Annotated in this window: 25 protein-coding genes and 1 pseudogene; 10 read left to right on the top strand and 16 right to left on the bottom strand. The window is 67.8% G+C overall.

The features are described from left to right. Nucleotides 1-191: 191 nt before the first annotated feature. Genes ACO2Q1_RS03840 through ACO2Q1_RS03825 form a run of 4 tightly spaced genes read right to left on the bottom strand, consistent with a single transcriptional unit; the run spans nucleotide 192 to nucleotide 3,761 of the window. Nucleotides 192-2,288 (bottom strand): recombinase family protein, encoded by a 2,097-nt coding sequence (locus ACO2Q1_RS03840; RefSeq protein WP_423328217.1) that lies wholly within the window; start codon nucleotides 2,286-2,288, stop codon nucleotides 192-194. Continuing rightward, complete coding sequence (locus ACO2Q1_RS03835) at nucleotides 2,285-2,866, bottom strand: recombinase family protein (RefSeq protein ID WP_409020777.1); 582 nt, start codon at nucleotides 2,864-2,866, stop codon at nucleotides 2,285-2,287. The genes ACO2Q1_RS03840 and ACO2Q1_RS03835 overlap by 4 nt, the downstream gene beginning before the upstream one ends. Beyond that, nucleotides 2,863-3,507, bottom strand: a complete 645-nt coding sequence (locus tag ACO2Q1_RS03830; protein ID WP_423328216.1) for a recombinase family protein — start codon at nucleotides 3,505-3,507, stop codon at nucleotides 2,863-2,865. The genes ACO2Q1_RS03835 and ACO2Q1_RS03830 overlap by 4 nt, the downstream gene beginning before the upstream one ends. Continuing rightward, on the bottom strand, nucleotides 3,504-3,761 hold the full coding sequence (locus tag ACO2Q1_RS03825; RefSeq protein WP_409020775.1) for a hypothetical protein: 258 nt from the start codon (nucleotides 3,759-3,761) through the stop codon (nucleotides 3,504-3,506). The genes ACO2Q1_RS03830 and ACO2Q1_RS03825 overlap by 4 nt, the downstream gene beginning before the upstream one ends. Before the next feature lie 99 nt (nucleotides 3,762-3,860). Here ACO2Q1_RS03825 and ACO2Q1_RS03820 point away from each other — a divergent pair, with 99 nt between their 5' ends. Then, the gene (locus ACO2Q1_RS03820; RefSeq protein ID WP_409020774.1) at nucleotides 3,861-4,430 is read left to right on the top strand and encodes a hypothetical protein; all 570 of its coding nucleotides are present in this window, start codon (nucleotides 3,861-3,863) and stop codon (nucleotides 4,428-4,430) included. A gap of 9 nt (nucleotides 4,431-4,439) precedes the next feature. Here ACO2Q1_RS03820 and ACO2Q1_RS03815 read toward each other — a convergent pair whose 3' ends face one another. Then, nucleotides 4,440-6,209, bottom strand: a complete 1,770-nt coding sequence (locus tag ACO2Q1_RS03815) for a recombinase family protein (protein WP_409020773.1) — start codon at nucleotides 6,207-6,209, stop codon at nucleotides 4,440-4,442. 72 nt (nucleotides 6,210-6,281) lie between these two features. Here ACO2Q1_RS03815 and ACO2Q1_RS03810 point away from each other — a divergent pair. Both ACO2Q1_RS03810 and ACO2Q1_RS03805 read left to right on the top strand, forming a co-directional pair. Then, nucleotides 6,282-7,121 (top strand): annotated as a pseudogene (locus ACO2Q1_RS03810) (PA0069 family radical SAM protein); the annotation flags it as partial. A gap of 47 nt (nucleotides 7,122-7,168) precedes the next feature. Beyond that, nucleotides 7,169-7,705: an FKBP-type peptidyl-prolyl cis-trans isomerase gene (locus tag ACO2Q1_RS03805; protein WP_423328215.1), complete on the top strand. Its 537-nt coding sequence runs from the start codon at nucleotides 7,169-7,171 to the stop codon at nucleotides 7,703-7,705. A gap of 30 nt (nucleotides 7,706-7,735) precedes the next feature. Here ACO2Q1_RS03805 and ACO2Q1_RS03800 read toward each other — a convergent pair whose 3' ends face one another. From ACO2Q1_RS03800 to ACO2Q1_RS03785, 4 genes are read right to left on the bottom strand one after another with little or no spacing between them, the layout of a single operon-like run. Then, on the bottom strand, nucleotides 7,736-8,041 hold the full coding sequence (locus ACO2Q1_RS03800) for a hemolysin (RefSeq protein WP_423328214.1): 306 nt from the start codon (nucleotides 8,039-8,041) through the stop codon (nucleotides 7,736-7,738). 19 nt (nucleotides 8,042-8,060) lie between these two features. Next, complete coding sequence (locus ACO2Q1_RS03795) at nucleotides 8,061-8,402, bottom strand: hypothetical protein (protein ID WP_423328213.1); 342 nt, start codon at nucleotides 8,400-8,402, stop codon at nucleotides 8,061-8,063. An 8-nt stretch (nucleotides 8,403-8,410) separates the two neighbouring features. Continuing rightward, nucleotides 8,411-8,878 carry a DNA polymerase III subunit chi gene (locus ACO2Q1_RS03790; protein ID WP_423328212.1) on the bottom strand — a complete coding sequence of 156 codons (468 nt, stop codon included), beginning with the start codon at nucleotides 8,876-8,878 and terminating at the stop codon, nucleotides 8,411-8,413. Between the two features lie 10 nt (nucleotides 8,879-8,888). Then, complete coding sequence (locus ACO2Q1_RS03785; protein ID WP_423328211.1) at nucleotides 8,889-10,361, bottom strand: leucyl aminopeptidase; 1,473 nt, start codon at nucleotides 10,359-10,361, stop codon at nucleotides 8,889-8,891. A gap of 138 nt (nucleotides 10,362-10,499) precedes the next feature. On the opposite strand from ACO2Q1_RS03785, the gene ACO2Q1_RS03780 reads away from it, so the two are divergent. The 7 genes from ACO2Q1_RS03780 (at nucleotide 10,500) to ACO2Q1_RS03750 (ending at nucleotide 19,652) form a co-directional block, all read left to right on the top strand. After that, entirely contained in the window at nucleotides 10,500-11,645 is a 1,146-nt protein-coding gene (locus ACO2Q1_RS03780; RefSeq protein ID WP_423328210.1) for an LptF/LptG family permease, read from the top strand. Beyond that, nucleotides 11,645-12,769, top strand: coding sequence for an LPS export ABC transporter permease LptG (gene lptG / locus ACO2Q1_RS03775; protein WP_423328209.1), 1,125 nt, complete (start codon nucleotides 11,645-11,647; stop codon nucleotides 12,767-12,769). The genes ACO2Q1_RS03780 and lptG overlap by 1 nt, the downstream gene beginning before the upstream one ends. 84 nt (nucleotides 12,770-12,853) lie before the next feature. Beyond that, nucleotides 12,854-15,268 (top strand): LPS-assembly protein LptD, encoded by a 2,415-nt coding sequence (locus tag ACO2Q1_RS03770; RefSeq protein ID WP_423328208.1) that lies wholly within the window; start codon nucleotides 12,854-12,856, stop codon nucleotides 15,266-15,268. Between the two features lie 73 nt (nucleotides 15,269-15,341). Then, nucleotides 15,342-16,682, top strand: coding sequence for a peptidylprolyl isomerase (locus ACO2Q1_RS03765; protein WP_423328207.1), 1,341 nt, complete (start codon nucleotides 15,342-15,344; stop codon nucleotides 16,680-16,682). 4 nt (nucleotides 16,683-16,686) lie between these two features. Then, complete coding sequence (pdxA, locus tag ACO2Q1_RS03760; RefSeq protein WP_423328206.1) at nucleotides 16,687-17,685, top strand: 4-hydroxythreonine-4-phosphate dehydrogenase PdxA; 999 nt, start codon at nucleotides 16,687-16,689, stop codon at nucleotides 17,683-17,685. A gap of 9 nt (nucleotides 17,686-17,694) precedes the next feature. After that, nucleotides 17,695-18,525 (top strand): 16S rRNA (adenine(1518)-N(6)/adenine(1519)-N(6))-dimethyltransferase RsmA, encoded by an 831-nt coding sequence (gene rsmA / locus ACO2Q1_RS03755; protein WP_423328205.1) that lies wholly within the window; start codon nucleotides 17,695-17,697, stop codon nucleotides 18,523-18,525. Next, nucleotides 18,522-19,652 (top strand): pyridoxal phosphate-dependent aminotransferase, encoded by a 1,131-nt coding sequence (locus tag ACO2Q1_RS03750; protein WP_423328204.1) that lies wholly within the window; start codon nucleotides 18,522-18,524, stop codon nucleotides 19,650-19,652. The genes rsmA and ACO2Q1_RS03750 overlap by 4 nt, the downstream gene beginning before the upstream one ends. A 2-nt stretch (nucleotides 19,653-19,654) precedes the next feature. On the opposite strand, the gene ACO2Q1_RS03745 is transcribed toward ACO2Q1_RS03750, so the two are convergent. From ACO2Q1_RS03745 to fabG, 7 genes are all read right to left on the bottom strand, one after another. Beyond that, complete coding sequence (locus ACO2Q1_RS03745; protein WP_423328203.1) at nucleotides 19,655-21,406, bottom strand: ATP-binding protein; 1,752 nt, start codon at nucleotides 21,404-21,406, stop codon at nucleotides 19,655-19,657. Between the two features lie 82 nt (nucleotides 21,407-21,488). Beyond that, nucleotides 21,489-22,130, bottom strand: coding sequence for a guanylate kinase (gmk, locus tag ACO2Q1_RS03740; RefSeq protein ID WP_423328202.1), 642 nt, complete (start codon nucleotides 22,128-22,130; stop codon nucleotides 21,489-21,491). Beyond that, nucleotides 22,120-23,007 carry a YicC/YloC family endoribonuclease gene (locus ACO2Q1_RS03735; protein WP_423328201.1) on the bottom strand — a complete coding sequence of 296 codons (888 nt, stop codon included), beginning with the start codon at nucleotides 23,005-23,007 and terminating at the stop codon, nucleotides 22,120-22,122. Before ACO2Q1_RS03735 ends, gmk begins: the two co-directional genes overlap by 11 nt. A 1-nt stretch (nucleotide 23,008) precedes the next feature. Then, nucleotides 23,009-24,163 carry an endolytic transglycosylase MltG gene (mltG, locus tag ACO2Q1_RS03730; RefSeq protein ID WP_423328200.1) on the bottom strand — a complete coding sequence of 385 codons (1,155 nt, stop codon included), beginning with the start codon at nucleotides 24,161-24,163 and terminating at the stop codon, nucleotides 23,009-23,011. Beyond that, entirely contained in the window at nucleotides 24,163-25,443 is a 1,281-nt protein-coding gene (gene fabF, locus ACO2Q1_RS03725) for a beta-ketoacyl-ACP synthase II (protein WP_423328199.1), read from the bottom strand. Before fabF ends, mltG begins: the two co-directional genes overlap by 1 nt. Before the next feature lie 105 nt (nucleotides 25,444-25,548). After that, the gene (locus ACO2Q1_RS03720; RefSeq protein WP_423328198.1) at nucleotides 25,549-25,788 is read right to left on the bottom strand and encodes an acyl carrier protein; all 240 of its coding nucleotides are present in this window, start codon (nucleotides 25,786-25,788) and stop codon (nucleotides 25,549-25,551) included. Nucleotides 25,789-25,987: 199 nt separating this feature from the next. After that, nucleotides 25,988-26,728 (bottom strand): 3-oxoacyl-[acyl-carrier-protein] reductase, encoded by a 741-nt coding sequence (gene fabG / locus ACO2Q1_RS03715; protein ID WP_423328197.1) that lies wholly within the window; start codon nucleotides 26,726-26,728, stop codon nucleotides 25,988-25,990. Between the last annotated feature and the right edge of the window lie 109 nt (nucleotides 26,729-26,837).

Here is a 26,837-nt window from a genome sequence, read left to right as displayed (position 1 = left end):
AGGTAGGCCAACGCGGCCTTCAAGCGATCCGAGAGCGGCTGAAAACGGCCATAGTCCGGCGCTACGTTGTCGGCCTTGGCGAGGATGTCGATCAGGGCCGAACGGCCCGGTGGCTCGCTGCGATGGACCCGCAGCTTCGTTTCGCCTCAAGGCGAGCAAGAACCTTCAAGCATTAGGAGGAGACAAGGCTTCTAACCCTCACCCTCTCCGGGCCCGATCACCACGACAAAGGCCTCAGGCGCGCCTAGGCGGATGATCGGGAGTGGGAGGTGATGCTGCGGGACGGGTTCGGCCATGGCGCGGACCTTCCAGTCGTCGTCGGCACGGTCGATATGGTTCCAGACGAAACCGGTTCGGGCGGGGTCGAGCTGGATGGCGCGGATGTCGCCGTCGGCCTTGAGGAGGCGGATGACGTTGATGGCGCGCAGGGTGAGGGGCGCGTTGGGGCCGTAGTCGGGGGTCCAGTCCGGGTCGCACCCGTCGGCCAGGGTCAGGGCGTCGATGAGGCTGCGGCGGGTGACGGGGGCGTCGCAATCGTCGAGCAGGCGGGCGAAGACGGCGCGGTCGACGTAGGTCTGGGGATCGAAGCGGTTATCTTCGGGAATGTAATCAACGTAGTAGCGGAAGGTCAGGATCGCGGGGTCCTGTAGCGTTCCCGGACGGGAAGAATGCTGGATGACGCGATCGGGGTCGGCCAGCTCGACCAGGGCGGTCAGGGGGCCTTCGACGGTGACGCGGACGGGTCCGCAGCCGCGCTTGTCGGGCCGGGCGGTCTGGATGGGGGTGATGACGACCTGGTCGATCAGGTCGCGAAGCTGGTCGCGGGCGGCCTGGGCGTCGCGATCCTTGCCGTCCAGGGCCAGGCGCAGGTCGTCCAGCAGGGCGTCCAGGCGCTCGACCAGGGTATCGGCGTCCATCGGCGAGGGGACGGCGCGCGGCTGGGCGCGGACCTGGCGTTCGAGGCCCTGGCGCTCGGTCTCCAGCCGGGTCAGTTCCTGGCGGAACAGGCGGGCGGCGACGTCGCCGTCGCCGTGACCGTTGCGGACCTGGGCGATGATGTTGTCGATCTGGCGGGTCAGGTCCTTGAGGCGGGCCTGGGCGGCCTGGGCCTGGACGGCCTGGGCGGCGTTGAGGCGCTCGACCTCGGCGCGGTGCGCCTCCAGGTAGGGGGCGATCAGTTCGGGACGCAGCAGGCGGCCCTTGAGGCCGGTGAGGACGACGGCCTCCAGGTCCTCGCGGGCGACGCGGCGGCGGTTGTCGCAGGTTCCCTCGCGGGCCGAGCCGACGCAGCTCAGCTTGTCGGAGACCACAGAATAAGGGCGGCCGCAGACGCCGCAGCGGACCAGGCCGGAGAGCAGATAGTCGGGCCGGCGCTTGTCGCGGAAGGTCGAGGGGGTGGAGCGGCGGGCCTCGATGCGGTCCTGGGCGGCCTGGAAGACGTCGTCGTCGAGGATGCGCAGGTGGGGCACGGGGACGACCAGGCGGTCCGCAGGGTCGGTGACCTTGGCGGTGGAGGTGCCCTTGTGACGGTTGTGCTTGGTGACGGTGCGGCCCCACTCGTTGATCCCGGCGTAGAGCCGGTTGCGCAGGATGCCGGTCCCGGCGTCGCGGTTGCCGTAGATCGCGCCGGGCTTCCAGGGGCCGCCGCGCGGGCCGGGAATGTTGTCGGCGTTGAGGCCCTTGGCGATCTCCAGGGGGGTCCTGCCGTCCAGATACTCCTTGAAGATGCGGCGCACGACCTCGGCCTGGATGGGATCCACCTCGCGGCGGCCGTTCTTGCCGTCCGCCGAGGGGGGCAGCTTGCGGTAGCCGTAGGCGACCTGGCCGGAGATGCGTCCGTCCTTGACGGTGCCCTCCTGGCCCCGGCGGGTCTTCTCGGCCTGGACCTTGAGTTGGCGGGCGTTCTGGCTGGCCTTGTAGGCGACCTCCATGTCGTTGACCGGGCCGGAGGAGACGGTGCAGACGGTGATGTCCAGGGCCTCCATCTCCTCGATCATGCCGTGGGTCCCCGAGGCGCTGCGGCTGAGGCGGTCCAGGTCCTCGACCAGGATGATGGAGAACTCTCCCCGGTCGGCGGCGGCGAGCATGTCGAACAGGCCGGCGCGGCCGATGACGGTGGCGCCGCTGCGGGCGGCGTCGTGATAGGCGCCGGCCTCGATCCAGCCGTGTCGGGCGGCGTAGGCGCGGCACAGGGTGAGTTGGTCCTCGATGGACTTGAAGGTCTGGTGGTCGGTCGAATAGCGGGCGTAGACGGCGTAGAGCGAGCCCGGCGGGGGGAAGTGGTTCATGAGCGGGCCTCCCGGGAGATGATGCCCAGGTCGACCGAGTGGCGCGACTCGATGCGGTCCTGGGCCGCCTGGAAGACCTCGTCGTCGAGGATGCGCATATGCGGCACTTCGATCACGAGGCGGTCGGCCTTGGGGGTGACCTTGGCGGTGGATGTGCCCTTGTGGCGGTTATGCCGGGTGACGGTGCGGCCCCATTCGTTGACGCCGACGTAGAGGCGGTTGCGCAGGATGCCCGTGCCCGCGTCGCGGTTGCCGTAGATGGCGCCGAACTTCCAGGGACCGCCGCGCGGGCCGGGGATGCCATCGGCGTTCAGGCCCTTGGCGATGTCCAGGGGCGTGGAGCCGTCGAGATACTCCCGGAAGATGCGGCGCACGACCTGGGCCTGGTCCGGGTCGACCTCGCGGCGGCCGTTCTTGCCGTCCAGGGAGACGACCTTGCGGTAGCCGTAGGCGACCTGTCCGGAGATGCGCCCGTCCTTGACGATGGCTTCCTGGCCCCGGCGAACCCGCTGGGCCTGGATCGTGGTGTGCGCGGCCTGGAGGATGCGGGCCAAGTCCAGTGAGAGGGTGCTAATCACGAGAGGGCCTCCGGAATGATGAAGCCCGGATCGACCGGGCCGGCGACGGTGTGCACGGCGACGCCCAGCCCCTTCAGCTCCGTCAGCAGGGCGTACAGGTGGGTCACGTTGCGGCTGAGACGGCTCAGGTCCTCAACCAGCAGCACGTCGAAGGCGCCCCGCCGGGCCTGGGCCAACAGGGCGTCCAGGCTGGGGCGCGAGGTCTTCAGGCCGCTAACGGCGTGGTCCTTGTAGACCGCGATCGTCTTCCAGCCCTGCCGGACGGCGTAGGCCTCGCAGGCGTCGCACTGATCGGCCAGGGGATGGGGCGCGGCCTCGGAGGGGCTGGCGCAGCGCACATAGAGGGCGCAGCGGAGGGGATCGGGCCGGGCGTCGGCGTCGACGCCGGCCGCGAGGGTGACCAGGCGGCCTTCGCCGGCGTGGGCGACGACGACCTCGAACTCCCCGTCGGCGAGACGGCCGAGCAGGCGGTCGAGGGCCTGTCCGGCGAGCGGGGTCGGGCCGGGCAGGTCCTCGTCGACGATGGTGACGATGCGCAGGCCGGCGTGGTCGGCGTAGCGGGCGCAGGCCGCCAGGGCGTCGGCGGACCCCTGGGGAGCGTAGAGGGCGGCGCGCTCCGGGGCGTTCATGGGGGCGCTCATCGGGCGCCTCCCGAAGCCTGGGGCTCGCCCTGGCCCAGGACCAAGGCGCGGGCGCTGATCCGGGCGAGCGACAGCATCAGGGGCAGGAGTTGGGCGTCGCCGGCGTCGAGAGCGCGGCTCCGGCGGCGTTCGTCGCGCAACTGGCGCTGACGGCCGAGCAGGCGGCCGAACGAGGCGTCGCCGTGGATGGGCTGGGGGTCGAAGGACGCGGGGGCGTCCTGCGGCGGACTGTCGGGGGGAAGCGCGTGGGTCATCTTGATCGGGAACCTTTCATGTTGTAGGGATACGGTGTCGCTCTGTAGCGGCGCTGGCGTATAAGCCAGACTATAGCGTAGTAGCCCTACGGTGAAGGAATGTCAAGAGGCGCGCCCGATTCGGTCGTCTATCGCGAAGGCCTGTTCACGCCCGCGGAGGCTGCGGCCTGCACCGGCCTGTCGCCGGCGATGCAGAGGAACTGGCGCCAGGCCGAGCACCTGCCGCCCCGCACGACGGGCGTGGCGCTGTTCCGGCCCTACGACCTGGCGGTCATCCGCCTGATGGTGGTGCTGCGGGACGTTGGGCTGGGGCCAGCGCTGAGCCGTCCGGTCGCCGAGGCGGCGGCGCCGAGCGTGGTCTGGCTGGCGCTTGTGGACCATCCCCAGACCTGGACCGTGGCAGGGCCGCCTGAGGAGGCCGAGGCCTATCGCCGGCGGCTGGAGAAGATCGGAGACCGGCACCTGCGCGACATGGCGGGCCTGACGGGCCGGGCCTTCGCCTATGGGGTGGCGCAGAGCGGGACGGTGCAGTTCTTCAGCGAGATCGACGGCGAGACGTTCAACGACGAGGACGAGGTGGAGAGCGTGATCAAGCTGCGGGCGGTCGCGGCCCGGATCGCGCGCGAGGCAATCCAGCCTCTCTTCACAATCAATATGCCCGCGCTATAGGCTGTCCTCTCACCGCCGCTTTCGATGGCGCTCGATGTAGGCCGCCAGCCATCCCTTAGCCGTTGGATTGGTCCGAACCCAGGCCACGTCTTCATCGCCGAACTGAGGAAGCTTCGCGGTCGCCAGCGCCTCCAGTTCGATGTCGCCTACATCAGGGTGCATGTGCTCGATGAAGCCAAGCCCATCAAACCGTGCGACCACTCGGCCATCGTTGTCGAAGATGCAGCCCAACAGGCCATTCGGGAGGAACAGGCCGATCTGACGGCCATCCTCGGGATCGTCGCTGCAAACGACGGTGCACCCCAGGCCGACAATGGCGTTATGGACTCGCAGCCGCGCTTCCTGCCGGACTTCGGGATCAGGATCATCCAGGGCTCCCCGGACCTCTCGAACCCGCTGCAGATGCTCGACTGGACTGACGGCGCCTCGGGCGATCTCAAGGGTTTTGGCAACCTCGTCGCGGTTGCCCCTCAGGTCCTTCACCGTCTTCTCGGCATCGACGAGTTTCGCTTCAATGGCCAGCGAGGCACCGAGCCGACCGAGGACGTCGACCCAGCGTTCGATCTGCTCGTTCTGGTCGATGATGGCCTTGTCCAACTCGGCCAAGGTCAACGCGAGATCGGCGGTCTGATCGGGCGAGGAGAAATACCGATCGTCGAGGACGAGGTGCAGAATCTCGTCCAAGGCGGCCCGCTCGAACGGCTCGTATCGGAACATGGCCTTCTGGCTGCACCCCCGGGCCCGGGCGGCGAAGTTGCATTTCCAGTATCGGTTCGGATGCGGCTGCCCGCTCGTGCGCAGGTGCATACGATTGCCGCACTGTTCGCACAGGACCACGCCGGCAAACAGATTGGCCACACCTCGCGTATGACGACCGCCCTTCCTTGGCCCTGTCCTGCGCGCCTCGACCTGGGCGCGCGCTCGAGCCACCAGATCGGCGTCCACGATCCGGGGATAATAGCCGCGGATCGGCTCTTTGAACTTGGTCCGTCTGGCGCTGGTGTTGGAGAACCCCGGCACATAATCACCTTCGACTGAAGGCTGGCTCAGGATCATCTTGATCGCACCGATCTCCCAAGTCGGCGTCGATGTCGGTTTGCGCCACGTCCCCCAAGCCGGAACGCCGCGTTCGTTCAGGTCCTTTGCGATCCAGCCGGCCCCCTTGCCCTGGGCGGCCATTTCATAAATTTGCCGGACAAGCGCGGCCCGTTCTTGGACGACGTCGAACCCGCTGCGATCAGGTTTGGCGACCAGCCATCCCGGCGCCTTCGCCGTGATGATCTGTCCTGTGGTCCGTGCCCGTTCCATGTTGCGTCCGATCCGATCCAGGACCCGCTCCGACTTCTGCTGACTCTCGTCGTGGGCAAGCTTGGCGCGCATCAGGATTTCGAAGACGCTCATCAGGTCCGCGCGAAGGCCTGCATCGTCGTAAACCTTCGAGCCATCGACGGTGGCGATCGTCAGGCCCGCCGCGCAGATGTCCTCCATCCAGCGCAGAGTCATGCGGGTTTCCTGGCGCGAGAGCCGATCCAGCTTTTCCACGACCAGGACATTGTCCCGCCCGATCTCCCCGCTGCGCACCCTTTCGGCCAGGCGCCCCAATTCGCCGGCGGAAAGATGGGCCCCGCTCCAGGCGGATTTCCCCAAGTCCTCGATCACCTCGCGGACGGGCCACCCATTCCGGGCGCAGAACTCCTGGCACAATTCCAACTGTCGCTCGCGGCTCGCTCCCCTCTCCTGCTTCGGGGTGGAAAAGCGTATATAGATCAGAGCTTCCATGTCGGACTTGGCCCACGAACGTGGCCCCAATGCTATCTCGGCAAGGCCGCTTGTGCAACTGGATGGTAGGTCTGCATCTACTGCTACGCCCGTCCGTCCCATGCCTGGATGGGCCTATCCCCGGGCCTGGATTTCGAGAGCCGGCTCTTCTTCAAGCCCCACGCCGCGCGCCTGCTGGAACAGGAGCTCTGTGCTCGCAAATACGTCTGCAAGCCCATCCACATAGGCGGCAACACCGACCCCTATCAGCCGGTCGAGCGACAGACGAAGTCGACGCGATCGGTGATCGAGGTGCTCAGCCGGTTCCGGCATCCCTTTTCTATCATCACCAAGTCGAGCCTGATCACACGCGATCTGGATCTGATGGGACCCATGGGGCGGGACGGTCTGTGCGTCGCCTATGTGTCGATCACCACCCTGGACCGGAAGCTCGCACGCGCGATGGAGCCGCGCGCGGCCACGCCCCAGCGGCGACTGGATGCGATCAAGGCCCTGGCCGACGCCGGCGTGCCTGTGGGCGTGGGCTTCGCCCCGGCCATTCCTGGCCTGAACGACCACGAGATGGAGGCCGTGCTGGAAGCCGCGGCTGCGGCCGGCGCGCGCTCGGCCATGTATGTGACCCTTCGCCTGCCGCTGGAGATCAAGGATCTGTTCCGCGAATGGCTGGCGGACGCCCGTCCCGATCGGGCGGCGCGGGTGATGTCTCTAGTGCGCCAGACGCGTGGCGGGCGCGACTATGACCCGGACTGGTCGCAAAGGATGAAGGGCACGGGCCCCGTGGCTGATCTGCTGGCGACCCGGTTCAAGGCGGCGGCGAAACGCTACGGCCTGACCGGCGGCCGAACGGCCCTGGACGTGTCGCAGTTCCGGGCGCCGCCCGAAGCGCGGCCACAGTTGGAGCTGTTCGGATAGCCGCCCCGCTCTTTTCCGAGGGCCGTCTCGCCTGCTAAGCCTGCGCCATGATCCGCTTCACGCCCCGCGCCCCGCTGTTCGCCGCCGTCGCCGCCACGGCCGTCCTGTCCCTGAGCGCCTGCGCCTCGACGCCGCCCGAGCATCTGCTCTTGGCCTCGCCGACCGTCGCCACCGACTGGGAGACCGCCCAGCGGGGATATCTGGCCTGGAACAGCACCCAGCGCGGATGGACCATTGCGCCGTCTGGTCTTCAATACAGGCGTGTCGGTCGCGCCCGGCCCAAGGCGCCTCAGCCGGCCACAACCGACGTGGTTCGCGTCCACTATCGCGGAACCCTGATCAACGGGACGGAGTTCGACAGCTCCTACAGCCGCAACGCCCCGGCGGAATTTCCGTTGAACCGGGTCATCCGGGGCTGGACGGAAGGTGTCGCCCAGATGCGGGTCGGCGAAACCTATGACTTCGTCATTCCGGCCGACATGGCCTACGGCCCTCGCCGCATGGGCGACGACATCCCCGCCAACTCGACCCTGCTGTTCCGCGTCCAGCTGCTGGCGATCAACCCCACGACCCCGGCCGGCTGACCGACCGGGGCCCGGGCTCGGCCCGGCCCGTCACCCGCAACGAGCGGACTCGATCAGGTTGGTCTGGGTGTTGTAGACGATGGTCAGCCGGTCAGCCCGGTAGTCCATGGTCACCGCGCAGGTGGAACAGGCCAGGCGCCAGTTCTCGTCCGCCGGGGTCCTGGGCAGCTCCGATCGGTTCCGGCCGATGTAGCGCTGGTAGTTTTCCGCGCGACAGACCTTCTCCCCCGACGACGGCGGAGCGGGCGTCGGGTCCGGCGCCTCCATGGGCGCACAGGCGGCGACGGAGACCAGGGTGGCGGCCAGGCCGGCGGCGAGCGGTTTGAGGGTCAGCATCTGTGCAGGCTCCTCGAAATCAGCCGCAGCGAACAAGTTCGACCTTGTCCGTCTCGGCGTTGAAGAAGATATTCAGGCGATAGGGCGAATAGTCCTCGGTCACCGGGCAGGTGGTGCAGACCACGCGACGGTTCACGATGTCGGCCGCAATGGGAATTTCGGTGCGGGGCCGGCCGACCAGCCACTGCAACCCTTCGGCCTTGCACATGTCGGTCATCGCGGGCGGCGGCATCCGGGTGCCGACCGGCTGCGTCAGTTCCGCCACCCTCACGGCGGTCGGCGCAGGCTCGGTCGCGGCGCGAGCGGCTACGGCGGCGGGCGGCGTCGAACAGGCCGACGCGAGGACGCCGCTCGCAAGCAAGCCCCCCCTCAGGCCGCGCGCAACCAGCCTTCGTCCGTCTGTTTCCAATAGGCCAGGTCGGCGCCCGCCGCCTTCAACGTCCGCCACCGTTCGCGCGCGCCGGTCAGCGCCGCGTCGTCCTGCCCGTCGAAGATGATGAAGCACCGTGTCCAACCCTCCAGTTCGCCGATTTCTGCATCGTCCACGATGAACAGCGCCTGAGCGCCGTTCGGGTTCAAGCCCCCGTCGCCGGATGTAAGCAGAATGGGCTGCCGCCCGGCGTGCGGAGCTTCAGCAAGGCCGTGCGCCAAAAAGGACTCGTCCCGCCAGGTCCACAGCCGCTCGTCGATCTGCTCCATCAGGCGCGGCTCGGTCACCCGGATCTGAGCCCGCCAGCCGCGCCGGAGCGTGCGGTCCAGCAACTCAGGCAGGACCTGATCCAGCGTGGACCGCTCCAGATGGTAGAACCAGATCTCCGGCGCCGCCGTTTCGCCCACGACGACCGGCTCAGCCTTCGTAGGCGTCGGCCACCATCCGATCCAGGGTGCGGACGGCGAAGCCGACGCCGCCCTCGGGCACGGTGGGGCTGGGGCTCTTGTTGGTCCAAGCCGTCGGGGCGATGTCCAGGTGGGCCCACGGCACGCCGTTAGTGAACTTCTGCAGGAACAGGGCGGCAGTGATCGAGCCACCGGCCCGCCCGTTGCCCATGTTCTTCAGGTCCGCGATCTTGGATTCGATATGCGGGTTATAGATGTCCGGGATCGGCATCCGCCAGAAGTTCTCTCCGACCTTCTTCGACGCCTCCAGAATCGCGTCCGAAACCTCGTCCGAGTTGGAGAAGATGCCCGCATAATCCAGGCCCAGGGCCACGATCATGGCCCCGGTCAGGGTCGCCAGATCGATCATGAATTTCGGCTTGAAACGCTGCTGTGTGTACCACAAGGCGTCGGCGAGGACGAGGCGGCCCTCGGCGTCGGTGTTGATGACCTCGATCGTCTGGCCCGACATGGAGGTCACCACGTCTCCCGGACGCTGGGCGTTGCCGTCCGGCATGTTCTCGACCAGGCCCAGCACGCCGACGGCGTTGACCTTGGCCTTGCGGGACGCCAGGGCGACCATGGTTCCGGCGACGGCCGCCGCGCCGCCCATGTCCCACTTCATGTCCTCCATACCCTCGGCCGGCTTGATGGAAATGCCGCCGGTGTCGAAGCAGACGCCCTTGCCGACGAAGGCGATCGGCTGGTCGCCCTCGGCGGCGCCGTTCCACTGGATGACGGCCAGCTGGCTTTCGCGGCGGCTGCCCTGGCCCACGCCCAGAAGCGTCCACATGCCGAGCGCCTCCATCTCCGCCTCGCCGAGGATCTCGACACGAAGGCCGAGGCTCTCGTACGCCTTGACCCGCCGGGCGAACTCGGCCGGATAGAGGATGTTGGCCGGCTCCGAGACCAGATCCCGGGCGAAGATCACGCCGTCGGCCACGGCCGACAGGGCGTCATGCGCCGCTTCGGAGGCGCGCAGATCCGGGGTGACGACGCGTACGACGTTCACCGAGGGCTTCTTGTCCACCTTTTCGGTCGTGCGGTAGCGGTCGAAACGATAGGCGGCCAGGCGCACGGCGAAGGCGGCCCGCGCCGCCTGCTCGGCGGTGAAGTCCGAAAAATCCAGGGTCAGGGTCTGGGCGCCCGACATCTTGACGGCCTGATAGGCCGTAGCGGCCGCCTTCTCGACGCCCAGGTCGTCCAGCGCCTCAGCGCCGGCGCCCACCAGCACCACCGTGCCGGCCTCGACGCCTGCGGGCGCCGTCACAACAAGCGACGTACCGGCCGCGCCGGTGAACCGGCCGCCGGCCGCGGCCTTCGCCAGCGCCCCGCCGGCTGCGCTGTCCAGGGCCGCGGCGGCGGCGCTGAAGGCGCGTTCATCGCGAACCAGAACGGCGAGCACATCCGTGTCCGCAGGGGCGGTGACGAATTCGAACTTCATGAAAGCGACTCCAGCCGGGCCATGCCCGGTCCATCTTGATACAGATCCGGACGCCTCGGGTGTTCCCGTCGCATCCAGCCGTGTATTACATGCCCCCCAACCGGCGCGCCCGCAACAGGCCCCGCCCGACACTCCTGCATGACCCTGATTCAACGCTACCTTTTCCGACAGATCGTCCTGCCCGTCGCTGCGGCATGCGCGGCGCTGGTCGGAATCGGCCTGCTGAGCCAGAGCCTCGAACAACTGGAATTCATCGTCGAGCGCGGCCAGAGCCTCGCGACCATGGCGATCCTGACCCTTCTGGCGGTGCCGCTGCTGGTGTCGGTCATCCTGCCGATCGGCCTGTTCGTCGGGGCGCTGATCGCCCTGACCCGGCTGCAGAGGGAGCAGGAACTGACGGCGGCCTTTGCATCGGGGCTATCGCGCTGGGCCGTCGCGGCGCCGGCGCTCCGCATTGCAACGATCGTGGTCCTGCTGGCCCTGTTCTCCAATCTGTTCGTCCAGCCCTGGGCCCAGCGGACGGCGCGTGACATGGCCTTCGCCATCCGCACCGATCTGGCGGCGCTGCTGGTTGAGGAAGGCCAGTTTGTCCAGGGTCCCGACGGGCTGACCGTCTATGTCCAACAGATCGAGCAGAACGGTCTGATGAAGAACCTGTTCGTCTATCTGGAGGACGGCGAAAAGGTCCGCACCTGGGATGCGTCGGAAGCGAGATTCGAACGGCTGGATGGCCTGCCGTATCTGATCCTGCTGAACGGCAGCGCCCAGGAGTATTCCTCGCGCGGCGTGTTGAACCAGTTGTCGTTCAACCGCCTGCCGTTCGATCTGACGCCCTTCACCTCCAACACCGAGCGCGTCCGTTACAAGCCCGCCGACATGTGGCTGACCCAGTTGCTCAACCCCGCGCCGGCTGATCTCGGTGCCGAGACGACTCACGGCGAACTGGCGGCGGAAGGTCACGCACGACTGTCGTCGCCGCTCTACGCCCTGACGGCTATGGCCTTCGCACTGTCGGCCCTGATGGGCGGCGGCTTCAGTCGTACCGGCTACACAACCCGGATCGCGAAGGCGTCTGCCGCCTTCCTGATCGTTCGGGTGCTGGGCTACGGCCTGGCGGCGGCCAGCGCCTGGAATGGATGGCTGAACGTGCTGCAATACGCTGCGCCGGTCCTGTTCGCCGCTTTGGCTCTGCGGTTGCTGTTCCGTGACGTGCGACCCCGCGCCCGCCTCAGGGACGTGATGAGGGGCCTCATCGGCCGCCGCGTCAGGGCGGGGGTCGCTTGATGCCGCGCACCGCCCTGCCCTTCGTGCGGCTCGGACGTATCGAACGCTATGTGCTGGTCCAGCAGATGCGGTCGCTGGGGGTCGCCCTGGCGGTGATCGCGGCCCTGGTCATGCTGATCGACTTCGTCGAGATATCGCGCGGCGTGGGCTCGGATGCGGAACTGCCGGCCTGGCGCATTCTGGGACTGATGCTGGTGAAGTCCCCGGCGGTGATCGTGCAGCTGTTGCCGTTCGTCTTCCTGTTCGGAACCCTCGGCGCCTTCATCAGCCTGAACCGTCGCAGCGAGCTGATCGCCATGCGCGCGGCGGGCGTGTCGGCCTGGCGATTTGTCCTGCCGGCGGCGGCCGCCGCCTTCTTCCTCGGCGTCCTGACCGTGACGGCGATCGGACCTCTAGCCTCCGCCGGCGACGGCCTGTTTCAGCGTGAGCGGGCGCGGATCTCGGGTTCGGCACGAAGCGGAGCCGAAGGCGGGCAGGCGGTGTGGCTGCGCGAGGGCGAGGGCGACCGGCAGATGGTCATCCGCGCCGGCCGTCAGGACCGGGCCAACGCCCGACTTCTGGACGTGACCTTCTTCGTCTACCGCACCGCCCCGGACGGGGTGCGGACCTTCAGCGAGCGGATCGACGCGGCCACCGCCAGCCTCAGCGCCGGACGCTGGCGGCTGACCGACGCGGAGGCGGCCCAGACCGGTCAGCGGGCGATGCGCTATGCGACGCTCGACCTGCCCTCTGCCCTGGCGGATGAAGAGGCGTTTGAACGCTTCGCTCGGCCCCAATCCACGCCCTTCTGGTCCTTGCCCGGCCAGATCCAGCGGATCGAGGACGCCGGATTCTCCTCGACGACCTACCGTCTGCGGCTGCAACAATTGCTGGCGACGCCGCTTATGTTCGCGGCGATGTCGATTCTGGCGGCCGCCTTCTCTCTGCGGCTGATGCGATTGGGCGACATGGCGAGAATGATCGTCCTGGCCGTCGTGCTCGGCTTCGGCTTCTTCTTTCTGAACCAGTTTTCGGCCGCGATGGGCTCAGCCGAGGTGACGCCGCCGTTCATTTCCGCCTGGCTGCCTGCCGTTCTGACGGCCCTCGCCGCCTTCACCTTGCTGTTCTATACCGAGGACGGCTAGACCCCCTCGCCTGCTATCGGACGGCGGGGGCCGAAGGACGACGAACTTTTGCGTATTCACCCAGATCCGAGGCCCGAGGGGCGCATGACCGTCCGCAGCCGCCTTCTGGCCGGCGCGACCGTTGTCGCTTGGGCCGCCGCTGGGCTCGCCCACGCCCAGACCCCGCCAACGGCTCAAGGCGCGCCGCCGCCGACATCCGACGGCCTCCCGTCCGACGCTGTCTACATCGACGCGGCGCAAGCGACCCGCGACGGCGACGTGATCATCGCATCCGGGGACAGCGAGCGGCGTCTTCTGGCAAGGACGCGCGGCCACAATCTGCTGGCGGAAAATCTGCAATACGACCTGGCCCAGGGAACCGGGATCGCCGAAGGCAGGGTCGAACTGACCAATCCCGCGAACGACGTCGTCTTCGCCAGCCGGATCGAACTGCAATCGGATCTGACGCTGGGCGTCGCCGTGGATTTCGCGACGCGACTTTCGGACGGGTCCAGCGTCATGGCCGCCACCGCCGTGCGGCGGTCGGCCGAAGTGAATGAGCTGAACTACGCGCGCTTCACACCCTGCCCCATCTGCGACGCCGAAGGCCTGGCCAAGACTCCCAGCCTGGCGGTGAAGGCCGAAAAGGTCATCCAGGACCAGGATCTGCGCGCCATCCTGTTCAGGAACGCGGTGATCGAGGTCGGCGGCGTGCCGGTCCTCTGGCTGCCGGCCTTCGCGGTGCCCGATCCCACCGTCGAACGGGCCTCCGGCCTCCTTACGCCCATTCTGAACTACGACGAGGGGCGGGGCGTGTCGATCGAGACCCCCTATCTTCACGTCGTGTCGCCGTCAGAGGACTGGCTGGTCAGTCCACAGTTCAATACCGACGTCCTGCCCTTCCTGAATCTGCAATGGCGGCGTCGCTTCGCCGAGGGCACGATCGTAGCGCGGGGTGGATATACCTACGCCCGGAACTTCGGCGACTTCGACCTGGACGGCGACGGCGACGCCGAGACCAATGTCGATTTCGGCGACCGGACCAGCCGCAGCTACCTGCTCGCTCACGGCGCGTTCGATCCCGACGGCCCCTGGCGCTGGGGGTTCACGGCCGAGCGGGTCTCGGACAAGACGCTGTTCGACCGATATGACGTCCGCGACCCCTATCAGGACAACGGCCTGTATTACGGCGATCAGCGGCGACTGATCAGCCAGGTCTACGCCGAACGCCAGACGGCGCGTTCCTACCTGTCGGTGGCCGCCTTCTCGATCCAGAGCCTGCGCGTCGCGCGGTTCGATCCGGTGACGCCTGCATTGAATGTGTTCGAGGATGACGACACCCTGCCGCTGGTCGCCCCTCTCATCGAGGCGCGGTGGGAGCCGGAACAGCCCGTGTTCGGCGGCCGCCTGCGTCTGAAAGGCTCGGCCGTGTCCCTGGACCGTGAGGCCTATGTCGGCGCGCCGGTCCTGCGACAGGAAATCCTCCCGTCCGGACCTACGGCCGGCCTGAGCGGCGTCGACAACCGCCGCGTCACCGCCCAGGCGGAGTGGCGGCGAACCTTCATCTCGCCGGCAGGCGTGCGCTACGAGCCTTTCTTCGACACACGGCTGGACCTGTACTCGGTGTCAGACCTGCCGGCGATGTTGAACCTCGACGACACGACCCTCACTCGCGGGCGCGCCACGGCGGGCGTGGATGTCAGCTATCCGCTGGTGCGGCGGCTGAAGGGTGACGCGACCCTGATTCTGGAGCCGACGGCGCAGCTGTCGATCTCCAACGAGGCCGACCTCGACCCTCGCATCCCGATCGAGGACACCCAGACGTTCGAACTGGACGAGAGTTCGCTGTTCCGCGTCGATCGCCTGCCCGGCTATGATTTTTACGAAGGCGGTGCTCGCTTCACCGCCGGGGCGCGCCTGACGCTGAACTGGGATGAAGGTCGCCGCGCCAGCCTGTTCCTCGGACGCAGCATGCGCGGCGAGCCGGAGCCTGCTTTCCGATTCGCCATCCCGGACGACCCCACCCGGACCTACGATCCGTCCGGCCTGGCGTCCCAGACTTCGGACTGGGTGGTGCAAGGCAGTTTCTCTCCCTCGGATCGGGTGCGCGGCTGGGGCCATGCGACCATCGACGGGTCCGGTGACGTGCGCCGCGCCGAACTGTCGATGGATGCGGGTTGGGGCCGGCGGAACCTGGCGGCGGTCAGCTATATCGTCGATCGCTCCAATCCTCTGGCCGGACCGCTGAACCGCAACTACGAGTTCGTCCAGTTGTCGGGCCAGCAGTTCCTCTACGGCAACTGGGGCGTGGCCGCCTCGGGCATCGCTGATCTGGAACGCGACCTGATCACCCGATCCGAAGTCGGATTGCTGTTCGACGACGATTGCTGGCGATTCGAGATCGGTTTCCGTAAGGACAACACGCGGGTTCGCCCCTCGGGCACGTCCGAGGGACTGTATGTGCGCCTAAACCTCGCCACTTTTGGAGGTTCAGGCTATGGACGGTCGGAGATGCGCTGAGCGCAATCCGTAGGGGCGTCGTCTCCCCGAGATCGGGTCGAGCGAAGGGCCTTTTGAGGAACCGGGACTGAATATGGGTTTGAAGCGTTTTTCGATGGGCGTCGCGGCGGCCGCTCTGGTCGCGGGCTCGGCCCTGGCTCAGGCTGCGCCGCCGCAGCAGCAGGGGGTGGCCGCAGGCGCCCTGGATCCAGCCGCTGAATCGGCGGCGCGTCCCGCCCAGGCTGAAAGCCAGTTCACTCTCACCGAAGGCATCGTGATGACCGTCAATGACGAGGTCATCTCCAGCTTCGACCTGCGTCAACGCATGCTGTCGATCATCGCCATGAGCCAGTTGCAACCGACGCAGGAAAACCTGCCTCAGATCCAGCGGCAGGCCCTGAACGCCCTCATCGACGAGCATCTTCAACGCCAGGAACTGCGGAACTACAAGGATCTGGTGATCTCGGACGAGGAGGTCGACGAAGAAATCGCCAGCATGGCTCAGGGCGCCGGCACTTCGGTCGCCAACTTCCTGGCCTTCCTGGAGCAGGGCGGCATTCGCATCGCAACCCTGCGCGAGCAGATCCGAACGGAAATCGCCTGGCGCGCCCTGGTCGGCGGACGCTTCAACGCGCGCAGCAAGGTGTCGCGCGGACAGGTCGAGCAGACGTTGCGGCAACTGACCGAAGCCGCGTCCAAGCCCCAGTATCTCGTCGGGGAAATCTACCTGGAATCCGCCAAGCACGGCGGGCCGCAGGCGACCTATGACGGCGCCCAGCAACTGGTGAACCAGATGATCCAGGGCGCGCCCTTCCAGGCGGTCGCCGAGCAATTCTCCGACGCCCCGACCGCCCAGCGTGGCGGCGACGCCGGGTGGCTGGTTCAGGGCTCGGTGGCGCCGGCGCTCCAACAGGCGATGGACCAGCTCGAGGCCGGTCAGTTGTCGCGGCCGATCGTCGTCGATGGCGGCGTCTACATCCTGTACATGCGCGACAAGCGCGACGGCGCGGCCAGCAATCTGGTTCAGATGAAGCAGATCATGATCGAGACGCCGGAGTCCGCGACGCCGGAGCAGATCGCGGCGGCCACCGCCCGGCTGGAAGGCCTGCGATCCCAGATCACCTGCGACACCATGCTGGCGCGCGCCACCTCCGAACAGGGGTTGCTCGGCGGAGATCTGGGCGAGAGCGACATCGGCGATCTGGCGCCGCAGTTCCAGCAGATCGCCCGGACGGCCGAAGTCGGCGCGATCAGCGCTCCCGTCCGCACGCCGCTGGGTCTGCACCTGGTCGCCGTCTGCGGCCGTCGCGTCGGCGGACCGGACGTGCCGACCTTCCAGCAGGTCGAAAACCGGCTGCAGAACCAGAACCTGTCGATGCTGGCGCGCCGCTATATCCGCGACCTCCGGGCCGACGCCCTGATTGAGCAGAAGTGACCTGATGACCGGCTCGCTGCGCCCGCTGGTCGTCAGCCTGGGCGAGCCGGCGGGCGTGGGACCCGAAATCGTCGCCGCAGCCTGGCGCGCCCTGCGGGACGACCTCCCCTTCGCCGTGGTCGGCGACGCCGGCGTGCTGGCGGATCATGCCCCGGTTCAGACGGTCATGGAGCCTTCCGAGGCCACGTCCGTCGGCAGAACCGCCCTGCCCGTCATCGACCGTCCGCTGCCCGCCGCTGTGACGCCCGGTCGTCCTGACCCCGCCAATGCGCCGACCGTGGCCGACTGGATCGAGACCGGCGTAGACCTGGTGCTGGGCGGTCAGGCCTCAGGTCTGGTGACCGCGCCCATCGCCAAGGCGCCGCTCTACGCGGCCGGCTTCCGGTTTCCGGGCCACACCGAGTTCATCGCCGAACTGACCGCAGATGTCCCATTCAACGGCGTGCGCGGTCCGGTGATGATGCTGACGGCGCGAGATCTGCGGGCCTGTCTGGTGACCATCCACGTCGCGCTGGACCAGGCTCCACAACTGGTCACCTCAGAGCGGGTGCGGCGCACGGCCCGCGTGGTCCATGAGGCGCTGAAGCGCGACTTCGCCATCGCACAACCCCGCCTGGCCATGGCGGCACTGAACCCGCATGCCGGCGAGGGAGGGGCCCTGGGACTTCAGGAGATCGAGGTGCTGAGCCCTGCTGCTGAGGACCTCAGGGCCGAAGGGATCGACATCACCGATCCCAGGCCCGCCGACACCCTGTTTCATGACGAGGCGCGCGCGACCTATGACGCCGTCCTGTGCATGTACCACGATCAGGCCCTGATCCCGGTCAAGACCTTGGACTTCTGGGGCGGCGTCAACGTCAGCCTTGGCCTGCCGATCGTCCGGACCTCGCCTGACCACGGGACAGGCTTCGACATCGCGGGCAAGGGTGTCGCTCGCCCTGACAGCCTGATCGCCGCGATCCGCATGGCGGGCGAGATGGCGGCGGGCCGCGCGGCGGGCTAGACCGTCCGGGTGACGCACGATCTGCCCCCCATCCGCGAATCGCTGGAGGCCCATGGCCTGCTGGCCAGGAAGAGTTTCGGCCAGCATTTCCTGCTGGACCTGAATGTCACGCGGAAGATCGCGCGTTTCGCCGGACCGTTCGACGGCCGGGCCGTGATCGAGGTCGGCCCCGGTCCCGGCGGCCTGACCCGCGCCCTGCTAGAAAGCGACGCCGGGCCCGTGATCCTGGTCGAGAAGGATCCACGTTTCATCCCACTCCTGAACGAGCTCGACGACGGGTCGGGCCGGCTGTCGATCGTCGAGGGTGACGCCCTTAAGGTGCGCGAGGCCGAACTGGCCACCGGGCCGGCGCACCTGGTGTCCAATCTGCCGTACAATGTCGGCACGGCCCTGCTGATCAAATGGCTGACGGGGCCGTGGCGCCCGCATGCCCTGACCCTGATGTTCCAGAAAGAGGTCGCCGAACGGGTCGTGGCTGCACCGGGCGACGACGCTTACGGCCGATTGGCGGTCATCAGCCAGGCCGTCTGCGAAGCCCGGATCGTCATGCACCTGCCCGCCGCCGCCTTCACGCCGCCGCCCAAGGTGGCCTCCGCGGTCGTGCATCTCGTTCCCCACGCCGAAACGCCCGACGCCGCGACGTTGAAACGGCTTGAACGCATCACCGCCGCCGCCTTCGGCCAGCGACGCAAGATGCTGCGATCCAGCCTGAAACAACTCGGCGGCGCGGCTTTGTGCGAGGCGGCAGGCATCGAACCGGACGCTCGCGCCGAAGTCATCGACCTGGACGGATTTCTGCGTCTGGCGGACGCTCTGGACAGACAGGAGCGCAGCGCGTGACCACAGACGTCGAACCTTTCCGCGCCATCGGCCTGTCGCGCATCGCCCATGAGCTGAAGGGCCAGGGCCGTTCGATCATCCATATGGAGTTCGGCCAGCCTTCGACGGGCGCGCCGCCCACCGCCATCGCCGTGGCACATCAGGTGCTGGACGCGGACGGCATGGGCTATTGGGAAAGCGCCCCGCTGAAGGCGCGGATCGCCCGGCTGTATCGCGACCGTCACGATCTGGACGTCGCGCCCGAGCGGCTGTTCCTGACCTGCGGCGCCTCTCCGGCCCTGGTTCTGGCCCTGTCGAGCCGGTTCCGGCCGGGCGCCCGGATCGCCATGGCCCGCCCCGGCTATGTCGCCTACCGCAACACCGTGCGCGCCCTGCATATGACGCCCGTCGAGATCGACTGCGGGCCGTCAGAGCGGTTTCAGCTCACGGCCGCGGCGCTCGAGGCGCTGGAGCCCCCGCCGGACGGCGTCATCATCGCCAGCCCGGCCAACCCTACGGGCTCGATCATTCCGCCGGATGAACTGGCGGCGATCGCCGAGGTCTGTCGTCGGCGGAATATCGGCGTCGTCTCCGACGAGATCTATCACGGTCTGACCTACGCCGGATCGACGCCTTCGATGCTGGAGTTCGCGCCGGACGCCACCGTCATCAACAGCTTCTCGAAATACTGGAGCATGGCGGGCTGGCGGCTCGGATGGGTGCTCGTCCCGGACGACCGCATCGAGACGGTGCGGGCGCTGATCGGCAATCTGTTCCTGACCCCTCCCAGCCTGGCGCAGCATGCGGGCCTGGCCGCCATGGACAGCGACGACGTGCTCCAGGGTCACATCGCCACCTATCGCGCCAATCGGCAGTTGATGTTGGAGGCTCTGCCGGCTCTCGGTCTGCGGTCGATCGCGCCGCCGGACGGGGCCTTCTACATCTGGGCCGACATCGGCCACCTGACCGACGACAGCCTGGCCTTCTGCGAACGCCTGCTGCGCGACACGGGGGTGGCGACCGCACCCGGGGTGGACTTCGACCCCGTCAACGGCCACCGCTTCATGCGCTTCAGCTTCGCGGTGTCCACCGCCGAGGTGCGAGAGGCTCTGGAACGGATGCGTCCCTGGTTCGCGGCTCTCGCCTGAACTCAGGCGGCGACGTCAGAGGCCAAGGGCGCGCGACTGGCCCGGTGCAGGGCCTCATACAACCTCTTCGGCTCCAACGGCTTGGCCAGCCAGTCGGTCATCCCCGCGGCCAGGCAGGCCTGGACATGCGCGGGCTCGGTTGCCGCGCTGAAGCCGATCACCGGCACAGCGGCGTTCACGCCGGCGGACTGACGAAGACGACGCGTCGTCTCCAGGCCGTCAATGCCTGGCATGTTGACGTCCATCAGCACCACATCGAACGGCTGGGCCGCCAGCAGATCCAGCGCCAGATGGCCGTCGGACGCCATGGACAGATCGACATCCAGTGGCTGTAGCACCAGAGCAAGGGTGCGGCGGTTGATCTCATGGTCGTCGACCGCAAGAATCTTCAGGCGTCGCTCCGGCGCGGGCGCCATGACCTCGTCGTCGGTCGCCTCCACCGGCACGCCTTCCGGCAGGACCAGCGACAGGGAGAAGACGGCGCCTCGCCCCTCCTCGCTCGCGGCGGTCAGGTCGCCGCCCATGGCGCGCGCCAGATCCCGGCTCACCGTCAGCCCCAGTCCCGTCCCGCCATAAGTCCGGGCGACTTCGGCCGAGCCCTGGGCGAAGGGCGAAAACAAGCGCTGCATCGCCTCCGGCGCGATGCCGCGGCCCTGATCGGCCACCGTCAGCGTCAGGCGGCGCATCCCGGCCCCGCCGTCACCCAGATCTGCGTCCAGCCGGACCTCGCCCTCAGCGGTGAACTTGATCGCATTGGAGATCAGGTTGTTGATGATCTGGCGCAGACGGAACGGGTCTCCCCGCAGCCAGATCGGCTCTCCCATCGACGGGCTGATAAGGGTCAGACCCTTCTCCTGGGCCGGCGCGGCCCAGAACTGGGCCGCCTCACGCAGGAAGCCGTTCAGTTCGAAATCCCGACTTTCGAACGACATCGCTCCGGCTTCCATCTTGGAATGGTCCAGCAGGTCGTTGAGCATTCCCGTCATCAGACGACCGGCGTCGATGATCAGATCGGCGGTTTCAGGAATCCGGTCGGGGGTCTCGCTCTGCCGGATCACATGGGCGCCGGCGAGGATGGCGCTGACGGGGGTGCGGAGTTCGTGGCTGACGATGGCGGCCATGGCGGCGCGATCCGCCATCGCGGCTTGGGCCTGCTCCAGCCGCTCCTCGGCCGAGGTTCGCGCGTCGAGCTCCGCCCGACGGGCCCCGTAGACACGACCATAGACGTTCAGGATGGCGCCCACGAACAGCAGGCCGCATCCGGTCATCAGCGCCACATCGGCGAAATCGCCGTCCACCGCCTTGATCACGGGCATCAGGGCGATAGCGGCGAGATAAGGCCCGCCACCGATAAGGAACACGGCTCGCGAACCGATGCCCGAGGCGACATTGGTCAGCAGGCCGCCCGCCAGGATCATCACCGCGAGCGTGGCGGGCACGGCGTCCCCGACGGCCCAGATCACAAGGGCGACCGCTGCATGCAACAGGGCCATCAGTGTGGTCGAGGCTATCGCACAGACGCCGCGCGCGCGGCCGACCGTCTCCATATGCTTTCGGAAGGGCGCCAGCGCCCAGATCTCGAATCCCTGAACCGCAAGGAACGCGGCGGCCCACGCCCCCATCCAGGCGCCCAGCCCGACCTGATGCAGAGCCGCAGCCATCAGCCCGGCCAGAAAGACACGAACCGGAATCTGGCGAGCGCGCTCCCTGGCGCTGATGCTCAGGTGCGGCGCGGCGTCGTCCGGAAAACGCATGATTACCCTCACGCCAGAACGCGTACGGGACCAACGGCCAAGATTTCGTGAATCCTTCCGTGGAGGAAGGGGAAGAGCGTCCTCAGACCACCTCTCGCAGCAGAGCCGCCTTGTAGTCGTCGACCCACAGGTTGCGCTCGCGACGCGTGCGTTCCGCATGATAGACGTGCGCCAGATCGGCGTAGGATCGGTCGAAATCCTCATTGACCAGGATGTAATCGAACTCGCCGCAATGCTCGATTTCGCCCTTGGCGTTGGCAACCCGGCGCTCGATCACATCCTCGGAGTCCTGAGACCGCGTGACGAGGCGACGACGCAATTCGGCCAGGCTTGGGGGCAGGATGAAGACCCGCACGGCGTCGCCGGGGCATTTCTCCGCCACATCGCGCGCGCCCTGCCAGTCGATGTCGAACAGAACGTCCCGCCCTTCGGCCAAGGCGCGGTCCACCGGCGCGCGCGGGGAGCCGTAACAATTGCCGTGGACATCGGCCCATTCGAGAAATGCGTCGGCGGCGACCAGTCGGTCGAACTCTTCACGGCTGACGAAGTTGTAGTCGCGGCCGTCCACCTCGCCCGGCCGGATGCCGCGCGTGGTCATGGAGACCGACAGCTCTAGGTTCTTGTGGTCCGCCATCAGGCGGCGGCACAACGACGTCTTGCCCGCGCCCGAAGGGCTGGCCACGATCAGCAGGACGCCACGGCGGGGCGTACGCTCATTCGACATTCTGAACCTGTTCGCGCAGTTGCTCGATGACGGCCTTCAGCTCCAGGCCGATTCCCGTGAGCGCGGTGGTAGCCGATTTCGAACAGAGGGTGTTCGCCTCCCTCATGAATTCCTGCATCAGGAAGTCGAGTTTTCGTCCGGCGGGGGCTTGCTGCAACAGGGCCCGCGCAGAGGCGACGTGAGCCGTCAGCCGGTCCAGTTCCTCGCGCACGTCGGCCTTGGTCGCCAGGGCGGCGGCCTCCAGCACGATCCGCTCGTCCAGACCGGGCGCCTCGGGCGCCAGTTCCGCCATGCGGCGGGCGAATCGCGCCCGGATCGCCTCGACCTGGGTCCCGGCTTCCGTCTCGGCCTGAGCGGTCAGAGTCTCGATCCGGTCAATGAAGCCGACGATGACGGGCGCCAGGGCCGCGCCTTCGGCGTCGCGTGACGTCTTCAGGGCTGCAAGGGCCTGGTCCAGCGTCTCGGCCATGGCCATTTCCAGCCGCTCGCGGGCCTCGGTATCGAGATCATCCTCACCGGCCTCGACCACGCCGCGCAGGGCGAGCAGACCATCCGCCGACGGAGGCACGGCGCCGCGCTCCGCCAGATGATTGGCCAGTTCGAGGTACCGGTCCAGCAGGCCCTCATCGATGCGGATGTCCGCGCCGCCCGACGCGGCGCGCCGGGCCTGCAGCCCCAGATTAACCTGTCCGCGATGCAAACGCGCCTGCGCCGACCTTTTCGCCGTGCGCTCCAGTCCATCAAATCCCGGCGGCCCGCGAAAGCGGACTTCGAGAGACCGGCCGTTCACCGACCGCGCTTCAACCGACCACGTCCAGCCTTCGGCCGCTCCGTCCGCCCGCGCGAACCCGGTCATGCCCGAGAGGCGCGACGACATCCTAGCGCCCGCCTGCGGGCGTGTTCAGGGTGATGATCGCCTCGCCCTGCGCCGGTGCATCCGGCGGCGGCGCCTGAACCGGCGGGACGGCCGGCGCTGCGGCCCCCGGCGTCGCCCCCGCCCTCTGCCGTTCGATCTCGCGCCAGCGGGCGACATTGGCCAGGTGCTCGTCGAAGGTGCTGGCGAAGGCGTGGCCTCCCGTGCCGTCGGCGACGAAGAACAGGTCTTCGCTGCGCGGCGGGTTGAGGACGGCGGCGATGGCGTCCTTGCCGGGATTGGCGATGGCCGTCGGCGGCAGGCCGGAGATCAGATAGGTGTTGTAGCCCGTGTCGCGCGCCAGTTCGGACTGCCGGATGCCGCGCCCCAGCGGCCGCCCCTTGGTCAGGCCGTAGACGATGGTCGGATCGCTCTCCAGCCGCATGCCCAATCGAATGCGATTGGAAAAGACGGCGGCCACGCGCGGGCGCTCGGCGGCGACTCCGGTCTCCTTCTCCACGATGGAGGCCAGAATGATCGCCTCTTCCGGCGAGCGGACGACGGTCATGGGACTGCGCTGCGCCCACAGGCTCTCCAGATTGCGGTCCATGGCGGCCTGCATGCGCGCAATGACGGCGGCGCGGCTCTCTCCGCGCGACACCTCATAGGTGTCGGGCCACAGGCTCCCTTCTTCCGGAACCTGAACCGCGCCGGTCAGGATGTCCTTGGCGTTCAGGATATCCACGGCCTGAGCCGACGACCAGCCTTCGGGGATGGTCACATAGTGGCGCACGACACGGCCGTCGGTCAGCAACTTCAGCACGCCGCGCAGGGAGGTGCGGCTGTCGACCTGGTATTCGCCGGCGCGCAGACGCCGGTCGGCCCCGGTCAGGGTCGCCGCCGCCTTGAACATGTCGATCGACCGGATGACGCCCGCCTCCTTCAGCGTCGCCGCGATGGCCGAGACGCCCGAACCGGACGGCAGGGTGACGATGGTCGCGTCGCCGCTGCGGGCCGACGGCCCCGGCGCGTAATAGACGCTCCAGCCCCAGGCCAGGGCGGCGATCAGGAACAGGCTGAAGGTGCCGAAGGCCGCCAGCAGGGCGACCATCAACCCCGATCGCGCCCGTCGGGCGCCCGGCGCGGCGGACGTGCGGGGCGGGCGCGGCGCCTTGGTCATCAATCGACCTTCTTGAAGATCACCGAGGCGTTTGTGCCGCCGAAGCCGAAGCTGTTGGACATGGCCACGTCGATCGTCCGGGGCCGCGCCGTATGGGCGACCAGATCGATGGCGGTTTCATGTTCCGGGTCATCCAGGTTGATCGTCGGCGGCACGACCTGGTCGCGGATGGCCAGGATGCTGAACACCGCCTCAATGGCGCCGGCGGCCCCCAGCAGATGCCCCGTCATCGACTTGGTCGAGGACACCGAGACGTTCGGGGCGTGGTCGCCCATCAGGCCCTCGACGGCCTTCAGCTCGATCCAGTCGGCCATGGTCGAGGTGCCGTGCGTGTTGACGTAATCGATGTCCGTCGGCTGCAATCCGGCCCGCTTCAGCGCCGCCTTCATGGCCCGCAGACCACCCTCACCGTCTTCGGACGGCGCGGTGATGTGATAGGCGTCGCCGCTCATGCCGTAGCCCACGACCTCGGCGTAGATTTTCGCCCCGCGCGCCCTGGCGTGCTCGTATTCCTCCAGCACCACGACACCCGCGCCCTCGCCCATGATGAAGCCGGCGTGGCCCCGATCATAGGGGCGCGACGCCTTCTCCGGCGTGTCGTTGTAGGCCGTGCACAGAGCCTTGCACGCCAGGAACCCGGCGATGCCGATCGGCACGATCGAACCCTCGGCGCCGCCCGCGACCATGACGTCGGCGTCGCCCAGCGAGATCATCCGGGCCGCATCGCCGATAGCGTGGGCGCCGGTGGCGCAGGCGGTGACGACCGAGTGATTCGGGCCCTTGAGCCCATGCCGTATCGACACCTGCCCCGAGACCAGATTGATCAGGGCGGAGGTGATGAAGAACGGACTGACGCGGCGCGGCCCCTGTTCCTTCAGCACGATGGCGGTGTCGGCGATGGGGCCAAGGCCGCCGATGCCGGAGCCGATCATGACCCCGGTCGCTTCCTTGTCCTCATCGGTCTCCGGCGTCCAGCCCGCGTCCTTCAGCGCCTCATCGGCGGCGGCGATGCCGTACAGGATGAAGTCGTCTACGCGCTTCCGGTCCTTGGCCGACATGATCAGGTCGGGGTCGAAACTGCCCGGAACATCAGGGCCGCCGCCGCCGCGCCCGTCGACCGAGGGCACCTCGCCGGCGATGGTGCAGCCATAGCCGGTGGTGTCGAAGCCGGTGATCGGACCGATGCCCGAACGCCCCTCGACGATGCCCTTCCAGCTGTGTTCCACGCCCCAGCCCAAGGGGGTGACGAGGCCAAGCCCCGTGACGACGACGCGCCGCATGAATCGCGCTCCCGTTAACTCAAGACCAGAAACAATAATGGCCGCCGAGCCCTTCCGCTAGGGAAGGCCGGGCGGCCATCATGTGACGTCGATCTGACGACGGGCTTAGCCCGCGGTCTTCTCGGTGATGAACTTCACGGCGTCGCCGACCGTCTGGATGTGCTCGGCGGCGTCGTCCGGAATTTCGATGTCGAATTCTTCTTCGAAGGCCATGACCAGTTCGACGTTGTCGAGCGAGTCAGCGCCCAGGTCGTCGATGAAGGAAGCCTTTTCCGTGACCTTGCCCGGATCGGCGTCCAGATGTTCGATCACGATCTTGCGGACGCGTTCGAGGATGTCGGACATGGTGTCTCTGCCTTCTGATGCCGCAACGGCGGCGGTTTTCTCAATCACTGCCGTATGACGGCAAGGTCGGCGGCGCAAGCCCCCGGCGGCGGTTTCACCCGCCGTTGAGGCCGCGTTTAGCACAGCCGCCGTGGGTTGAAATAGCCTGTTGCAGGTCGTGAACGCCGCGACGGCGCGGTCGTTGCGTTCACACCCCGTCTCAGATCATCGCCATACCGCCGTTCACATGCAGGGTCTGGCCCGTCACATAGGCGGCCTCGTCCGACGCCAGATAGACGGCGGCGGCGGCGATCTCCTCGCCCGCGCCCAGACGCCCGGCCGGGATCTTGGTCAGGATGGTCTCGCGCTGCTGATCGTTCAGCACATCGGTCATCGGCGAGGCGATGAAGCCCGGCGCGATGCAGTTGACGGTGATTCCCCGGCTGCCGACCTCCTGGGCCAGCGACTTGGAAAAGCCGATCATCCCGGCCTTGGAGGCCGAATAGTTGGTCTGACCGGGGTTGCCCGTGACGCCGACCACCGAGGTCACGCCGATGATGCGGCCGGCGCGGCGTTTCATCATCCCCTTCATGGCCGCGCGGGTCAGGCGGAAATAGCTTTCCAGATTGACCTTGATGACCTGCTCGAAGTCGTCGTCCTTCATTCGCATCAGAAGACCGTCCTTGGTGATGCCGGCGTTGGCCACCAGGATGTCCAGCGGCGCGCCTGCCGCCTCTTCCGCCCGACCGATCAGCCCGTCGACGGATTCGGCGTCCGACAGGTTGGCGGCGGCCACGAAGGCGCGCTCACCCAATTCGGAAGCGATCTCCTGGAGCACCGCTTCGCGCGTGCCGGACAGCACCACGGTCGCGCCCTGGGCATGCAGCGCCCGGGCGATCGCCCCGCCGATGCCGCCGGTCGCCCCGGTCACGAGGGCGGTCTTGCCGGTGAGATTGAACATTTCATCCTCCGCTCATCCCGGCGAAAGCCGGGACCCAGTGCTTTCATACGCAGGATGGCCGGGATCGCCGCTCCTGCGCAAACTCATATGCTCGTCGCCCAGAGAACCG

This window comes from Brevundimonas sp. VNH65 (genome assembly GCF_049445955.1).
Classification (GTDB): Bacteria; Pseudomonadota; Alphaproteobacteria; order Caulobacterales; family Caulobacteraceae; genus Brevundimonas.
This window is presented reverse-complemented; position numbering and strand designations above follow the sequence as displayed.

What these genes read in the sequence shown, in the direction of transcription:
- ACO2Q1_RS03840 (WP_423328217.1), bottom strand. Translation starts at nt 2,288, where the DNA reads ATGAACCACTTCCCCCCGCCGGGCTCGCTCTACGCCGTCTACGCCCGC.
- ACO2Q1_RS03830 (WP_423328216.1), bottom strand. Translation starts at nt 3,507, where the DNA reads ATGAGCGCCCCCATGAACGCCCCGGAGCGCGCCGCCCTCTACGCTCCC.
- ACO2Q1_RS03825 (WP_409020775.1), bottom strand. Translation starts at nt 3,761, where the DNA reads ATGACCCACGCGCTTCCCCCCGACAGTCCGCCGCAGGACGCCCCCGCG.
- ACO2Q1_RS03820 (WP_409020774.1), top strand. Translation starts at nt 3,861, where the DNA reads ATGTCAAGAGGCGCGCCCGATTCGGTCGTCTATCGCGAAGGCCTGTTC.
- ACO2Q1_RS03815 (WP_409020773.1), bottom strand. Translation starts at nt 6,209, where the DNA reads ATGGAAGCTCTGATCTATATACGCTTTTCCACCCCGAAGCAGGAGAGG.
- ACO2Q1_RS03805 (WP_423328215.1), top strand. Translation starts at nt 7,169, where the DNA reads ATGATCCGCTTCACGCCCCGCGCCCCGCTGTTCGCCGCCGTCGCCGCC.
- ACO2Q1_RS03800 (WP_423328214.1), bottom strand. Translation starts at nt 8,041, where the DNA reads ATGCTGACCCTCAAACCGCTCGCCGCCGGCCTGGCCGCCACCCTGGTC.
- ACO2Q1_RS03785 (WP_423328211.1), bottom strand. Translation starts at nt 10,361, where the DNA reads ATGAAGTTCGAATTCGTCACCGCCCCTGCGGACACGGATGTGCTCGCC.
- ACO2Q1_RS03780 (WP_423328210.1), top strand. Translation starts at nt 10,500, where the DNA reads ATGACCCTGATTCAACGCTACCTTTTCCGACAGATCGTCCTGCCCGTC.
- lptG (WP_423328209.1), top strand. Translation starts at nt 11,645, where the DNA reads ATGCCGCGCACCGCCCTGCCCTTCGTGCGGCTCGGACGTATCGAACGC.
- ACO2Q1_RS03770 (WP_423328208.1), top strand. Translation starts at nt 12,854, where the DNA reads ATGACCGTCCGCAGCCGCCTTCTGGCCGGCGCGACCGTTGTCGCTTGG.
- ACO2Q1_RS03765 (WP_423328207.1), top strand. Translation starts at nt 15,342, where the DNA reads ATGGGTTTGAAGCGTTTTTCGATGGGCGTCGCGGCGGCCGCTCTGGTC.
- pdxA (WP_423328206.1), top strand. Translation starts at nt 16,687, where the DNA reads ATGACCGGCTCGCTGCGCCCGCTGGTCGTCAGCCTGGGCGAGCCGGCG.
- ACO2Q1_RS03745 (WP_423328203.1), bottom strand. Translation starts at nt 21,406, where the DNA reads ATGCGTTTTCCGGACGACGCCGCGCCGCACCTGAGCATCAGCGCCAGG.
- gmk (WP_423328202.1), bottom strand. Translation starts at nt 22,130, where the DNA reads ATGTCGAATGAGCGTACGCCCCGCCGTGGCGTCCTGCTGATCGTGGCC.
- ACO2Q1_RS03735 (WP_423328201.1), bottom strand. Translation starts at nt 23,007, where the DNA reads ATGTCGTCGCGCCTCTCGGGCATGACCGGGTTCGCGCGGGCGGACGGA.
- mltG (WP_423328200.1), bottom strand. Translation starts at nt 24,163, where the DNA reads ATGACCAAGGCGCCGCGCCCGCCCCGCACGTCCGCCGCGCCGGGCGCC.
- fabF (WP_423328199.1), bottom strand. Translation starts at nt 25,443, where the DNA reads ATGCGGCGCGTCGTCGTCACGGGGCTTGGCCTCGTCACCCCCTTGGGC.
- ACO2Q1_RS03720 (WP_423328198.1), bottom strand. Translation starts at nt 25,788, where the DNA reads ATGTCCGACATCCTCGAACGCGTCCGCAAGATCGTGATCGAACATCTG.
- fabG (WP_423328197.1), bottom strand. Translation starts at nt 26,728, where the DNA reads ATGTTCAATCTCACCGGCAAGACCGCCCTCGTGACCGGGGCGACCGGC.